8 protein-coding genes, 10 tRNA genes and 3 rRNA genes are annotated in these 13523 nt (G+C 51.8%); 1 reads left to right on the top strand and 20 read right to left on the bottom strand.

The window, feature by feature from the left end; genetic code table 11:
• Positions 1-181: 181 nt before the first annotated feature.
• Positions 182-343 carry a DUF4179 domain-containing protein gene (locus NYE74_RS02360; RefSeq protein ID WP_115311267.1) on the top strand — a complete coding sequence of 54 codons (162 nt, stop codon included), beginning with the start codon at positions 182-184 and terminating at the stop codon, positions 341-343.
• Positions 344-545: 202 nt separating this feature from the next.
• Here the strand turns inward: NYE74_RS02360 and NYE74_RS02365 are convergent, their stop codons facing one another.
• From NYE74_RS02365 to NYE74_RS02460, 20 genes are all read right to left on the bottom strand, one after another.
• Positions 546-794, bottom strand: coding sequence for a hypothetical protein (locus tag NYE74_RS02365; protein ID WP_036627178.1), 249 nt, complete (start codon positions 792-794; stop codon positions 546-548).
• Positions 794-1306, bottom strand: a complete 513-nt coding sequence (locus NYE74_RS02370) for an acyltransferase (RefSeq protein ID WP_036627179.1) — start codon at positions 1304-1306, stop codon at positions 794-796. The genes NYE74_RS02365 and NYE74_RS02370 overlap by 1 nt, the downstream gene beginning before the upstream one ends.
• On the bottom strand, positions 1303-1956 hold the full coding sequence (gene ppaX / locus NYE74_RS02375; RefSeq protein ID WP_036627180.1) for a pyrophosphatase PpaX: 654 nt from the start codon (positions 1954-1956) through the stop codon (positions 1303-1305). The genes NYE74_RS02370 and ppaX overlap by 4 nt, the downstream gene beginning before the upstream one ends.
• 7 nt (positions 1957-1963) lie before the next feature.
• A complete protein-coding gene (gene lgt / locus NYE74_RS02380) occupies positions 1964-2992 on the bottom strand; it encodes a prolipoprotein diacylglyceryl transferase (RefSeq protein ID WP_036627181.1) in 1029 nt (342 codons plus the stop codon).
• Positions 2993-3003: 11 nt separating this feature from the next.
• Positions 3004-3945 (bottom strand): HPr(Ser) kinase/phosphatase, encoded by a 942-nt coding sequence (gene hprK / locus NYE74_RS02385; protein ID WP_036627183.1) that lies wholly within the window; start codon positions 3943-3945, stop codon positions 3004-3006.
• A gap of 284 nt (positions 3946-4229) precedes the next feature.
• On the bottom strand, positions 4230-5351 hold the full coding sequence (locus NYE74_RS02390) for an ABC transporter ATP-binding protein (RefSeq protein WP_036627185.1): 1122 nt from the start codon (positions 5349-5351) through the stop codon (positions 4230-4232).
• Positions 5352-5476: 125 nt separating this feature from the next.
• A complete protein-coding gene (locus NYE74_RS02395; protein ID WP_316560870.1) occupies positions 5477-6577 on the bottom strand; it encodes a PucR family transcriptional regulator in 1101 nt (366 codons plus the stop codon).
• 461 nt (positions 6578-7038) lie between these two features.
• Positions 7039-7111 (bottom strand) — tRNA-Lys (locus NYE74_RS02400).
• Between the two features lie 8 nt (positions 7112-7119).
• Positions 7120-7205 (bottom strand) — tRNA-Tyr (locus NYE74_RS02405).
• A gap of 58 nt (positions 7206-7263) precedes the next feature.
• Positions 7264-7336 (bottom strand) — tRNA-Phe (locus NYE74_RS02410).
• 78 nt (positions 7337-7414) lie between these two features.
• A tRNA-Asp gene (locus tag NYE74_RS02415) sits at positions 7415-7491 on the bottom strand.
• Between the two features lie 19 nt (positions 7492-7510).
• Positions 7511-7586, bottom strand: a tRNA-Thr gene (locus NYE74_RS02420).
• A 29-nt stretch (positions 7587-7615) separates the two neighbouring features.
• A tRNA-Val gene (locus NYE74_RS02425) sits at positions 7616-7691 on the bottom strand.
• A gap of 12 nt (positions 7692-7703) precedes the next feature.
• Positions 7704-7780, bottom strand: a tRNA-Met gene (locus NYE74_RS02430).
• Between the two features lie 20 nt (positions 7781-7800).
• Positions 7801-7892: transfer RNA gene (locus NYE74_RS02435), tRNA-Ser, on the bottom strand.
• A 202-nt stretch (positions 7893-8094) separates the two neighbouring features.
• Positions 8095-11153, bottom strand: a 23S ribosomal RNA gene (locus NYE74_RS02440).
• 208 nt (positions 11154-11361) lie between these two features.
• Positions 11362-11437: transfer RNA gene (locus NYE74_RS02445), tRNA-Ala, on the bottom strand.
• A 102-nt stretch (positions 11438-11539) separates the two neighbouring features.
• A tRNA-Ile gene (locus NYE74_RS02450) sits at positions 11540-11616 on the bottom strand.
• A 37-nt stretch (positions 11617-11653) separates the two neighbouring features.
• Positions 11654-11770 (bottom strand): 5S ribosomal RNA (rrf, locus tag NYE74_RS02455).
• Positions 11771-11875: 105 nt separating this feature from the next.
• Positions 11876-13429: ribosomal RNA gene (locus NYE74_RS02460) — 16S ribosomal RNA — on the bottom strand.
• Together the 16S, 23S and 5S rRNA genes with 10 tRNA genes alongside form the textbook arrangement of a ribosomal RNA operon.
• Between the last annotated feature and the right edge of the window lie 94 nt (positions 13430-13523).

Consider the following 13523-nt stretch of genomic DNA (forward strand, 5'->3'; position numbering starts at 1 on the left):
TACTCGCATCTCCTTTTGTTTTCAAAACCTCTTTTCAAATTGTCAAACTATTTCCTTCACTTCAATTTTTAAATAAAACCGTTTATATCCTTGCGGCGTCTTTATATAGAGCGTTGAATTCCCCGGCCGGGATTGCTTCGGCGCTCCACGAACTATGCTAAGAAAGGGAAGGAGCCCGGTTGTGGAAGAGAGAGGGGGTTATAAGGTTACCGTGGACGGGGTATTGGCGGACAACCAGACCATGATCGTATTCTATACGTTGGAAAATTTATCAGGTTCAGGCGAGTCCAAAGATTCAGCATTTATGCGCCAGCAAATATGCAAGCTCAGCCATCGTATTTGACAGTCTATATTACGAGGATTGGAACGAAGTCACCCTGCAAGTTGATGGCTGGGGGACAAGCGATTATCAGCCCAAGGAGTTCAAACTTAAATTAAAATAACCAACAGTGCCGCCCTTTAACGGGGCCGTCGTTGTAACGGTTGCCAGCGACGTTATTTCGATAAAATGTAGGGGGAACCAAATTTAACGGTTGCTATAGAGCTTATTTTGCCTTATTTCTATGAATCCGGGCCTTTTTCACCCCAATAAGCGCACCTGCAACCGTTAGAAATTGAATTCCCGTCTTTTCAGCCAAATAAGCGTGATTACAACCATTAGCGAAAGGCTGGAGAACCGGGATGCAGAGGCCATATTTCATGGTTGAGCCAAAATAACAGCCGAAAAAGCCGCCTAGGCAGATGGTTATCTGACCTTGAGGCGGCCTTTTTCGATCATGGATTTCCTTGAGCATTACTTACCCTCAGGGTCCGCTCCCTCCGGGCTTTTCCGCTCGAGCACCCGCAGCGGGTTGCCGCCGACAAAAGCGCCCGCGGGCACATCCTTATGTACAACCGACCCGGCGGCGACCACCGCGCCGTCTCCGATCGTTACGCCAGGCAAAATCGTGCAATTGGCCCCGATCATTACCTCGTTGCCAATTTGCACTTCGCCCAGCCGATACTCTTTAATCAAATACTCGTGCGCCAGAATGGTCGTATTATAGCCGATAACCGAATTCCGGCCAATCGTGATCAATTCCGGAAAAAACACGTCCACCATCACCATCAGGCCAAAAGCGGTGTGCTCTCCGACCTTCATGCCGAGAACGCGGCGGTAAATCGCGTTTTTTAAGGACAATACCGGACAATAACGCGAAAGTTGGATAAAAATAAAATTCCGTACGCCCTTCCACGGGCTCACCGTCCGGTAAAGCTGCCACAATGCGTTTGGTCCTTCGACCGGATAACGCTTCACCTTTCTCACGGATTCACGGGCTCCCAGCCTAACACGCCGTACAAATCGGTCATGTCTTTCAGGATAAAATCAGGCTCGTATTTTTGCAGCTCCTCCACGCCTTTGAGCGACCAGGCCACGCCTGCCGAAAGAACTCCGGCGGCATGCGCGCACTGCAGATCGGCTGCGCTGTCGCCGACCATTAATGTCCGGTCCGGACTGGCCTTGAGCTGCTCCAGCGCCGTCAAAATCGGTTCGGGATGAGGCTTCGGATGCTCGACATCCTCCACCGTCACAATCGCTTGCATATACTCCAGCAGCCCGAACCGTTCCAAGGCGAGCATGGCCGTTTCCCTGATCTTCGTCGTCACCACGCCAAGCGTAATCCCCCGGTCATGGAGTTTGCCGAGCACTTCCTTGACATAAGGAAACTCCCCGACCAGTTCGTCGTGACGCTCCCGGTTGTATTTCCGGTAATCGGCGACCAGGTCCGCAACCTCTTCCCGGCCCGAGAAGACTTGCAGCTGGTGCTCAAGCGTCATCCCCATGTACGGGATGATTTCCTCCCGCGTGTGAGGTCGCAATTGATTTTTCTGAATGACATGCAAAAAAGTCGTAATGATCAATTCATTTGTATCGATAATCGTTCCATCGAGATCAAATAACACCGTGTCAATCATGCAGCAGCTACTCCTTCTTCTCTTCTGGGCTGTCCGGCAGTTCCTCCGTTTTATCGGAAATAGACTCGGCTTGCTCCGGTTCGGCCGACTCCATCGCCGACAATTTTTCCGCTGCAGCCGCTTTGGTCGAAACGATCGGATCGCTGTAATGCGGCAAAGCACGTACGGTTCGGCGGCGAATAATCATAAATGCCACGGCGGCCACCACAATAAACAGAGCAAGCAGCTGCGAAATTCTCACATTGCCGTAAGAAGGGGCAAGATACCCCTGTTCAAAGCCGAGCCAAGTCATCGGCGTCCACAATCCGTTTACGAACGCCGCCAGCCAGGCCGCACCCTGAAACGCCAAGCTGTCCGTACGCAATGCTTCGATGAAGAAGCGGCCGATGGAATACCAGATAAAATAGGAGGCAAACAGCTCCCCGGCCCGCAAAAATTTCTGTCTGCGCAAAATCAGCAGCAAAATGAGGCCCGCCAAGTTCCACAAAGATTCATACAAAAACGTGGGATGATGATAGGTCCCGGCCACGTTCATCTGATTGACGATAAAGGACGGGAGATGCAAATGGTCCCGCAAAAAGCTTTCCGTCGTCGGTCCGCCATAGGCTTCCTGGTTGACGAAGTTGCCCCAGCGTCCGATCATTTGCCCCACGATCAGGGAAGGCGCGCAAATGTCGGCGATCCGCCAAAAGTTGTACCCGCGCCGCCGTACAAAGATGACCGCGCAGATGATGGCGCCGATCAGGGCGCCGTAGATCGCGATGCCGCCGTTCCAGATTTTAAAAATATCCCACAGGTTGTCCTTATAGTCTTCCCACATAAACGCGACAAAATAAATTCTCGCGCCGATAATGGCCGACGGTACGCCGAGGAGCAGCAAGTCCATAAAAAACTCCTGGGAAATGCCAAAGCGTTTCCCTTCGCGGATCGCCAGCAGAAGTCCGACCAAAGCGGCGCTTCCCAGAATCAGGCCATACCAATGCACTTTCAAAGCACCGATAGAAAAAGCTATCGGGTCCAATAACAAGGTACCCATCGTTCACGCTCCTAATCCAAATCGTCGATATCTTCCGCAATCGTCTCCGTGAGCTTCGTCGTAAATTGCAGCGCCGCGTTATACCCCATCCGTTTGAGACGGAAGTTCATCGCGGCCACCTCAAGGATCACGGCGAGGTTCCGCCCGGGACGCACCGGAATCGTTGCCAGCGGCACGTCGGTGTCGATGATGCGCGTCGTTTCCTCATCAAGCCCCAGCCGGTCATACTGCTTCTCCTGCTGCCAAGCCTCCAGCTTAACGACCAGCTGTATCCGTTTGTTGTTGCGGATCGCCCCGGCGCCAAACAACGTCATGACGTTGATGATGCCGACGCCGCGGATTTCCAGCAGATGCCGGATCAGCTCAGGCGCCGAACCGTGCAGCTGGTTGTCGGACGTTTGGCGGATTTCCACGGCATCGTCGGCAATCAAGCGGTGGCCGCGCTTTACGAGCTCCAGCGCCGTTTCGCTTTTCCCGATGCCGCTGCTGCCGGTGATAAGCATGCCCACCCCGTACACATCGACAAGCACCCCGTGAATCGTTGCCGTGGGGGCCAATTTCCGCTCCAGGAAGCTGGTGATCCGGCTTGACAGGATCGTTGTCGCCATGCTGCTTCGCAGTACGGGGATTTGCTTAATCGAGCTGATTTGGATAAGCTCCTCCGGTACTTCCCAGGAGCGGGTGACAATAATGCAGGGCGTCTCATCGCTGCTGCACAATCGTTCCATCCGTTCCTTCCGTTCGTTTACCGGAAGCATTTCGTAGAAGGCTAATTCCGTCTTCCCCAAAATCTGCACCCGCTCCGGCGGATGGTATTCAAAATAGCCGGCCATTTCCAAGCCCGGGCGGTACAGATCATCTACCGTAATCGCCCGTTTTAATCCCTGCTCTCCGGAAACGACCTCGAGCCCGAATTGGTTGACCAATTCCGACACTTTTACTTTTTTAGCCATGTTGTTCTTCCTTTCCCCTACAAGCGATCCAGACTAAACAGTCTGTCCTAGTCTCCAGCACCATTATCCGGTGTAAAAGAACACAAATTCACCATACGCTTAGATCTTCCAATGTATTCATCGTAATGGAAATTGCAACGTAAATCAATCTTCGGAGCAATATACCATTTTCAGATTATTCTCTTTCATCCGATGCCCGCTATTTTTGCCCCGATTTCGCAAACGGGTTTCTCACATCACAGCAAAAAACCGCCCTTCGGGGCGGTTTCTTCATTGCTAACGAATTAGTTGAAAAATACGTTGCGTTCCGTTTCTTTGTCAAAGATATGGATTTTGTTCATATCGATGGCCAGCTTCACGTTATCGCCTTCACGCGTATTGGAGCGGCCGTCTACGCGGGCGATCAAAGTGTCGCTGCCTGCGCCGTTCAGGTACAACTGCATTTCGTGGCCCAGGTTTTCCGTCAGGTACACGTTGGCTGTGAACGCCGTTTGCGGAGAAGCTTCCAGGAATACCGGCTCTTCATGGATATCTTCCGGACGGATCCCCATGATCACGTCTTTGCCGATATAACCTTTATCTTTAAGAATGGTAGCTTTGCCTTGAGGCACAACAACATCCAGATTAGTTGATCTGAATCGAACGGCACCGGCTTCTTCCACCAAATTACCGTTTACAAAGTTCATCGTAGGCGAACCGATAAATCCGGCTACGAAAATGTTGCCCGGCTGGTTGTAAAGTTCTTCCGGAGAAGCGGCTTGTTGGATGATGCCGTCATGCATAACAACGATCCGGTCGCCCATCGTCATAGCTTCGATCTGGTCGTGTGTTACGTAGATGCAAGTCGTTTCCAGACGTTTAACCAGCTTCGTGATTTCGGCGCGCATTTGACCGCGCAATTTAGCGTCCAAGTTGGAAAGCGGTTCGTCCATCAGGAACACTTGAGGATCGCGGACGATAGCGCGGCCCAAGGCAACCCGTTGACGTTGACCGCCGGACAGAGCCTTCGGCTTGCGGTCGAGCAAATGCTCGATATCGAGGATTTTTGCCGCTTCGCGAACACGGCGGTCGATTTCGTCTTTCTTCACTTTACGCAATTTCAAACCAAACGCCATGTTTTGATAAACGTTCATGTGCGGATACAAAGCGTAAGATTGGAATACCATCGCGATGTCGCGGTCTTTCGGAGCTACGTCGTTGACGACGCGGTCGCCGATGTACAGTTTGCCGTCGGTAATTTCTTCAAGCCCGGCGATCATACGAAGGGTCGTGGATTTACCGCAACCGGACGGTCCAACCAGCACGAGGAATTCTTTATCTTTAATGTCGAGGTTGATGTCTGCCACTGTTGCCTTCTCGGCACCCGGATATTTCTTGAAAATGTGTTCTAAGCGTACGCCTGCCATGGATTTTTGCCTCCCGTTAAAAGAATTGGTATGATGCTTATCGACTTCATGTAATCGGATACATTTTATATTTATATCTTAATCGATAGGGGGCAACCCATCCATCCACAAACTGCACAAAAAAACTACCGGGTTTTCGTCACTTTATACAATAAGAGCTCCAATTTCACCAAAACGGCGTCGCGAAACGTCCTGACGTCCAATCCCGTTTCCTGCTTGAACTTATCGATCCGGTACAGCAGCGTATTCCGGTGAATATATAGACGCTTTGCGGTTTCGCTGACGTTGCAGTCCAGCTCAAAAAAAGTTTCCAGCGTGGTCAGCGTCTCCTCATCTTCGAATACTTTGGCGTGATCCCCGGTCTCTTTGATGAAATGCAGCCTCTCTTCTTCCGGAATGCTGTACACCAGCTGCTCCAGCTTTAGCTCCCACGGCAGGTGAATTTTTTTCGTAATATTAAAAATACGTCCCAGGGTCATGGTCTGGTGCAACGCCAACGCGGCCGACGTCAGCCCGTTTTCCTCAACCAGCGCGTTGCCTACGGCGATATGAATGCCGCCGACCCATTCATTCGTAATAAGTTCGTACAATCCCTGGCATAACGCTCCGAGCATATCCTTTTCCGTCTCGGCCCCCTCTTCGCTTTCCTCGCGCAGGTTCGTCAAAAGCTCCTCCCCGAGCAGGATCAGCCATTCCTCTTTTAGCGGAACTAACACGACATCCCCGCCAAAATAACTGCGCAGCAGTTTATGGAGCTTTGCAAAAGAAACCGTCTTTCCCTGACCTATGTGATCCCAACTTAACAGAAAGGGGAGCATCTGTCCTTTTAACCGGGACTTAATCGGAAATTCATTCGGAACAGAAAAATTGATTTCATGGCGGCCCATACGCTCAAGCAACCATTCTCCAAGCTGGATACTCCGGGATTCGTCGTCCTGTTTTAAAGGGGCGCCTTTAGACCGCTGATCACGCGCCACAGATAACAACAACTGAATCAGCATCGCTTCCGCTTCCGTCACTTGTCCCGCGTCCGCCAGCATCACCTGAACGGCGTCCGCCTTCATGTTCCAAAGCCAAACAATCCGTCCATCCTTGCGTAAAGGCCCGTTTTCCCCTGCGTTACTCGCCTGCACGGTCTCGCGCCAGACTTGAACATCCCAAGTCGACTCCGTAATTGGAGCGCCGATGATACTCTCCACCTGCTGCTTCAGCTTTTTAATCTCCATATTGCGCCTTTCCCATCTATCCATATTTAACGTTCGTTCATTTTATTTTATCACAACCGGGCTTTTAACTATAAATTTGACGATGTTTAGGTGAATGGTTCTCGCGACGGGCGCAACGCACTGGTTGGAAATATCCAATAGAATAGAAATCCAGTGCGTACCTGCTTCCTGCTCCTGCTTTCTTGAGGTCTGCGGTCGAGTGGAATAGTTGCAAAATATACGGTTACTATTCGGAAATGATGCCGTAGTGCTTGTTTAAGTGTAAAACCTGCAATAATTCCGCCATTTCTCGAAGAAGAAGCTAAAAAAAGAGGAATTACTTGCATGAAATGCAAGTAAACGAATGATGGGGCAAATGGCTATAAGGTTAGTTGTATGATTTGCAATTAATGCTCAGAATGGGGCCCATTAAACCCCAATAATATAAAAAAGCCGCCAACCCAAAGGTCAACGACTTTTGATGAGCCATGAAGGACTCGAACCTTCGACACCCTGATTAAAAGTCAGGTGCTCTACCAACTGAGCTAATGGCTCATAAAAACTGGTGGAGGCTGATGGATTCGAACCACCGAACTCGTAAGAGAACAGATTTACAGTCTGCTGCGTTTGGCCACTTCGCTAAGCCTCCATACTGTAGTATATGCTGCCCTTTTTGCCCGAATACGATCCAAAGAGGGGGCATAAAGTGGCTCGGGACGGAATCGAACCGCCGACACGAGGATTTTCAGTCCTCTGCTCTACCGACTGAGCTACCGAGCCTTACGTAATTAGCCAAAAAAATAAAGCGGTTAAGTTGATAACTTTCCCACTTTATTGTGGAAATATTCAAGAATGTAATGGCGGAGCCGACGGGATTCGAACCCGCGATCTCCTGCGTGACAGGCAGGCATGTTAGGCCTCTACACCACGGCTCCGCAGTAAAAAGGAATCACATGGTGCCGGCGAGAGGACTTGAACCCCCAACCTACTGATTACAAGTCAGTTGCTCTACCAATTGAGCTACACCGGCACGGTTAAAAATAACGATTAAATAGTTCATGGTGGAGGCTGAGGGGATCGAACCCCCGACCCTCTGCTTGTAAGGCAGATGCTCTCCCAGCTGAGCTAAGCCTCCAAATCAAACTATTGGTAGCGGCGGAGGGGATCGAACCCCCGACCTCACGGGTATGAACCGTACGCTCTAGCCAGCTGAGCTACGCCGCCATATGATAAGCTTGTACAAATGGCGGAGAGAGAGGGATTCGAACCCTCGCACCGCTTACGCAGTCTAACCCCTTAGCAGAGGGTCCCCTTATAGCCACTTGGGTATCTCTCCAAGCCATAAATTCAAGGTTAATCCTTGAAAACTGGATACGAAACTTGATTTGCGTGTTAGCCCTATTCAGTTCCCGGGGTCCCCGAAAAGTAATCGGAATTACCTACGAAGCCTCGCGTCACTTTTTGGGGTATATTTCCGGGCCCCGCCAAAGTACTCGGACTCAGCTTCGAAGCTTCACGTCACTTTGGTGGGTAGAGTTTTGGATAAGCCCTCGACCGATTAGTACCTGTCAGCTCCATGCATTGCTGCACTTCCACCTCAGGCCTATCAACCTCGTCGTCTTCAAGGGGTCTTACTAATTGGGAAATCTCATCTTGAGGGGGGCTTCACGCTTAGATGCTTTCAGCGCTTATCCCGTCCGCACTTAGCTACCCAGCTGTGCTCCTGGCGGAACAACTGGTACACCAGCGGTGCGTCCATCCCGGTCCTCTCGTACTAAGGACAGCTCCTCTCAAATTTCCTGCGCCCACGACAGATAGGGACCGAACTGTCTCACGACGTTCTGAACCCAGCTCGCGTACCGCTTTAATGGGCGAACAGCCCAACCCTTGGGACCTACTTCAGCCCCAGGATGCGATGAGCCGACATCGAGGTGCCAAACCTCCCCGTCGATGTGGACTCTTGGGGGAGATAAGCCTGTTATCCCCAGGGTAGCTTTTATCCGTTGAGCGATGGCCCTTCCATGCGGTACCACCGGATCACTAAGCCCGACTTTCGTCCCTGCTCGACTTGTCAGTCTCGCAGTCAAGCTCCCTTTTGCCTTTGCACTCTGCGAATGATTTCCAACCATTCTGAGGGAACCTTGGGGCGCCTCCGTTACTCTTTAGGAGGCGACCGCCCCAGTCAAACTGCCCGCCTGACACGGTCCCCGTACCGGATCACGGTACCGGGTTAGAACTCCGATACGATCAGGGTGGTATCCCAACGGCGCCTCCATGGAAGCTTGCGCTCCCACTTCTTAGGCTCCCACCTATCCTGTACAAATCGTATCAAAGTCCAATATCAAGCTGCAGTAAAGCTCCATGGGGTCTTTCCGTCTTGTCGCGGGTAACCTGCATCTTCACAGGTATTAAAATTTCACCGGATCTCTCGTTGAGACAGCGCCCAAGTCGTTACGCCATTCGTGCGGGTCAGAATTTACCTGACAAGGAATTTCGCTACCTTAGGACCGTTATAGTTACGGCCGCCGTTTACTGGGGCTTCGGTTCACAGCTTCGGATTACTCCTAACCGCTCCCCTTAACCTTCCAGCACCGGGCAGGCGTCAGCCCGTATACTTCGCCTTGCGGCTTCGCACAGACCTGTGTTTTTGCTAAACAGTCGCTTGGGCCTTTTCACTGCGGCCCCCTCGGGCTATAAACCCTACCGGGGCACCCCTTCTCCCGAAGTTACGGGGTCATTTTGCCGAGTTCCTTAACGAGAGTTCTTCCGCGCGCCTTAGAATTCTCTTCTCGCCTACCTGTGTCGGTTTGCGGTACGGGCACCTTCTCCTGGCTAGAGGCTTTTCTCGGCAGTGTGAGATCATGACCTTCGGTACTGTAAATTTTCCCTCCCCATCACAGCCCAGCCTTACGGTGTGCGGATTTGCCTACACACCAGCCTCACTGCTTGGACGGGGCATTCCATCGCCCCGCGTCACTACCCTCCTGCGTCACCCCATCGCTCATAGCGGATTACGGTGGTACAGGAATTTCAACCTGTTGTCCTTCGACTACGCCTTTCGGCCTCGCCTTAGGTCCCGACTTACCCTGAGCGGACGAACCTTCCTCAGGAACCCTTAGGCTTTCGGCGGATCAGATTCTCACTGATCTTTTCGTTACTCATACCGGCATTCTCACTTGTATGAAGTCCAGCGCTCCTTCCGGTACACCTTCAACCCTCATACAACGCTCCCCTACCCCTGAATCGACTTCACTCCTGCTTCGAAGTCCTGTGTTTAACCCCGAGGTGCATTTGGCCGAAACCTTTGAACAATATTCATCGGTTGCTTTCGGCAAAAATGTACCTGGTTATCACCGCCTCAAAGAAGCAGTGAAGTCGATTCAAGCCATAGCTTCGGTGGTGTGTTTAGCCCCGTTACATTTTCGGCGCAGAGTCACTCGACCAGTGAGCTATTACGCACTCTTTAAATGGTGGCTGCTTCTAAGCCAACATCCTGGTTGTCTGTGCAACTCCACATCCTTTCCCACTTAACACACACTTGGGGACCTTAGCTGATGGTCTGGGCTGTTTCCCTTTTGACAATGGATCTTAGCACTCACTGTCTGACTCCCGGTGAATCAGTCTATGGCATTCGGAGTTTGACTGAGCTTGGTAACCCTTGCGGGCCCCGCACCCAATCAGTGCTCTACCTCCACGACTGTCACACCGAGGCTAGCCCTAAAGCTATTTCGGGGAGAACCAGCTATCTCCGAGTTCGATTGGAATTTCTCCGCTACCCCCACCTCATCCCCGCACTTTTCAACGTACGTGGGTTCGGGCCTCCAGTGCGTGTTACCGCACCTTCACCCTGGACAGGGGTAGATCACACGGTTTCGGGTCTACGCCTGCAAACTAAATTCGCCCTATTCAGACTCGCTTTCGCTGCGGCTCCGCTTTCTCAGCTTAACCTTGCTTGCAAACGTAACTCGCCGGTTCATTCTACAAAAGGCACGCCATCACCCATATAGAGGGCTCTGACTTCTTGTAAGCACACGGTTTCAGGTTCTCTTTCACTCCCCTTCCGGGGTGCTTTTCACCTTTCCCTCACGGTACTGCTTCACTATCGGTCGCTAGGGAGTATTTAGCCTTACCAGATGGTCCTGGCGGATTCATACGGGGTTTCACGTGCCCCGCACTACTCGGGATCCGTCTCGGAGGGCGGAGACTTTCGATTACAGGGCTTTTACCTTCTCTGGCCGGCCTTTCCAGACCTGTTCGTCTAACCTCCGCCTTTGTAACTCCATGTGAGACGTCCCACAACCCCGAAGAGCAAGCTCTTCGGTTTAGGCTAATCCGCGTTCGCTCGCCGCTACTGACGGAATCACTATTGTTTTCTCTTCCTCAGGGTACTTAGATGTTTCAGTTCCCCTGGTATGCCTCTTCACCACCTATGGATTCAGTGATGAGTGACTAGGTATTACCCCAGCCGGGTTTCCCCATTCGGACATCCCCGGATCGATGCTTGCTTACAGCTCCCCGAGGCAGTTTCGTTGTTCGCCACGTCCTTCTTCGGCTCCTAGCGCCTAGGCATCCTCCGTGTGCTCTTAGTAGCTTAACCATGATTTTTCCCGAAGGAAAATATCAAACCACTAATATCTTCACTTGTTTTGACACAAGTTCAGCTAAAAGGATTGTTCTAAAACGCAAATTTCGTTTCGTTATCCAGTTTTCAAGGATCAAGTTTCTTCGCCGTTTTACCGGCGGAAGAATATCTTATCATCTCCTGCCTTACCGTTCAACCGGTAAGTGTTGGAAATAATAAATTATGGTGGAGCCAAGGAGGATCGAACTCCTGACCTCCTGCTTGCAAGGCAGGCGCTCTCCCAGCTGAGCTATGGCCCCATATATTTATCCCAAAAATTAACACCTGCTGTGAAGGCGATTCCGAATGAATCATCGGTGACTTCCACCAAAAAAAACACGCAGCACATGTTATGGGATTTATGGTGGGCCCTAGTGGACTCGAACCACCGACCTCACCCTTATCAGGGGTGCGCTCTAACCAACTGAGCTAAGGGCCCATAACAATATTTATTTATGCACCCAAAAATGGGCTGCGCTTGGCGACGTCCTACTCTCCCAGGACCCTTCGGTCCAAGTACCATCGGCGCTGGAGGGCTTAACGGTCGTGTTCGGGATGGGTACGCGTGGAACCCCTCCGCCATCATCACCAAACGCATGAGAGTTTGAACTCTCAAAACTGACCAACGAGTGAGTAACAGGCCTAAGACCTGATTTTGTATTTGTACCGTTCCGTAACAGGAACGAGGTACTCCATAGAAAGGAGGTGATCCAGCCGCACCTTCCGATACGGCTACCTTGTTACGACTTCACCCCAATCATCTACCCCACCTTCGGCGGCTGGCCCCTTGCGGTTACCTCACCGACTTCGGGTGTTGTAAACTCTCGTGGTGTGACGGGCGGTGTGTACAAGACCCGGGAACGTATTCACCGCGGCATGCTGATCCGCGATTACTAGCAATTCCGACTTCATGCAGGCGAGTTGCAGCCTGCAATCCGAACTGAGACCGGCTTTTCTAGGATTCGCTCCATCTCACGACTTCGCTTCCCGTTGTACCGGCCATTGTAGTACGTGTGTAGCCCAGGTCATAAGGGGCATGATGATTTGACGTCATCCCCACCTTCCTCCGGTTTGTCACCGGCAGTCACTCTAGAGTGCCCAACTTCACTTGCTGGCAACTAAAGTCAAGGGTTGCGCTCGTTGCGGGACTTAACCCAACATCTCACGACACGAGCTGACGACAACCATGCACCACCTGTCTCCTCTGTCCCGAAGGAAAGCCATATCTCTACAGCGGTCAGAGGGATGTCAAGACCTGGTAAGGTTCTTCGCGTTGCTTCGAATTAAACCACATACTCCACTGCTTGTGCGGGTCCCCGTCAATTCCTTTGAGTTTCAGCCTTGCGGCCGTACTCCCCAGGCGGAGTGCTTAATGTGTTTACTTCGGCACCAAGGGTATCGAAACCCCTAACACCTAGCACTCATCGTTTACGGCGTGGACTACCAGGGTATCTAATCCTGTTTGCTCCCCACGCTTTCGCGCCTCAGCGTCAGTTACAGCCCAGAGAGTCGCCTTCGCCACTGGTGTTCCTCCACATCTCTACGCATTTCACCGCTACACGTGGAATTCCACTCTCCTCTTCTGCACTCAAGCCGTCCAGTTTCCAGTGCGACCCGGAGTTGAGCCCCAGGATTATACACCAGACTTAAACAGCCGCCTGCGCGCGCTTTACGCCCAATAATTCCGGACAACGCTTGCCCCCTACGTATTACCGCGGCTGCTGGCACGTAGTTAGCCGGGGCTTTCTTCTCAGGTACCGTCACTCCTGTAGCAGTTACTCTACAGGACGTTCTTCCCTGGCAACAGAGCTTTACGATCCGAAAACCTTCATCACTCACGCGGCGTTGCTCCGTCAGACTTTCGTCCATTGCGGAAGATTCCCTACTGCTGCCTCCCGTAGGAGTCTGGGCCGTGTCTCAGTCCCAGTGTGGCCGTTCACCCTCTCAGGTCGGCTACGCATCGTCGCCTTGGTGAGCCGTTACCCCACCAACTAGCTAATGCGCCGCAGGCCCATCCGTAAGTGACAGATTGCTCCGCCTTTCCCAAGCTTCTCATGCGAGAGGCTTGATTATCCGGTATTAGCTACCGTTTCCGGTAGTTATCCCGGTCTTACGGGCAGGTTGCCTACGTGTTACTCACCCGTCCGCCGCTAACCATCAGGAGTGCAAGCACTCCATCAGGTCCGCTCGACTTGCATGTATTAGGCACGCCGCCAGCGTTCGTCCTGAGCCAGGATCAAACTCTCCAATAAAGGTTGGATGAACGAATCATCCAAGTTTATTCGAAAGAGCGATTAGCTCAATCAGTTACTGACGAGAATTTTAATTCTCATTTAATACTCACTC

This window comes from Paenibacillus sp. FSL P4-0127 (genome assembly GCF_038007325.1).
Taxonomy (GTDB): domain Bacteria; phylum Bacillota; class Bacilli; order Paenibacillales; family Paenibacillaceae; genus Fontibacillus; species Fontibacillus macerans.